The organism is Neolewinella lacunae, assembly GCF_014349155.1.
GTDB classification, from domain to species: domain Bacteria; phylum Bacteroidota; class Bacteroidia; order Chitinophagales; family Saprospiraceae; genus Neolewinella; species Neolewinella lacunae.
Genome location: NZ_JACSIT010000047.1, coordinates 1 through 560, shown reverse-complemented (window position 1 = coordinate 560; position 560 = coordinate 1). Strand labels below are relative to the sequence as shown.

At 61.1% G+C, this 560-nt stretch carries 1 protein-coding gene; it reads right to left on the bottom strand.

The genetic code is table 11. From position 1 onward, the window contains the following. Nucleotides 1–560: DUF7507 domain-containing protein (locus H9S92_RS02230; RefSeq protein WP_187465099.1), on the bottom strand; the 560-nt coding region annotated here is incomplete at both ends.

Below are 560 nucleotides of genomic sequence, written 5' to 3'. Positions count from 1 at the left end.
GTGAGGTCTTTCGTCAGCGCCAGGTCGTAGGTCTGATCAACCGTGATCGTCTCATCGTCCTGGTCGTCTTCCGTCGGTACGTCGTTGTCCGGCGTAGAGTCTTCGTCGTCGCCGTCGTCTTCGGTGATCTCCGCAACGTTGGTCAGGCTCGTGCCCTGGAAGGTCGCATCAATCGTGTAGCTCACGTTGAAGGTCAGGCTCGCGCCCTGTGCCAGGACGCTGTTGAGCGTGAAGGTGCCGTCGCCGTTGTCCGTTACGTCGCCGCTGTTCAGGCCAGCGTAGGTCAGGCCCGCTTGCGGACGGTCTTCGACCACCACCGTTGCGGCATCCAGGCTGCCCTGGTTGGTTACCGTGATGTTGTAAGACACCGTGGAGCCTTGGGTGTAGGGACCCGCGGAGGTGAGGTCTTTCGTCAGCGCCAGGTCGTAGGTCTGATCAACCGTGATCGTCTCATCGTCCTGGTCATCTTCCGTCGGTACGTCGTTGTCCGGCGTGGAGTCTTCGTCGTCACCGTCGTCTTCGGTGATCTCCGCAACGTTGGTCAGGCTCGTGCCCTGGAA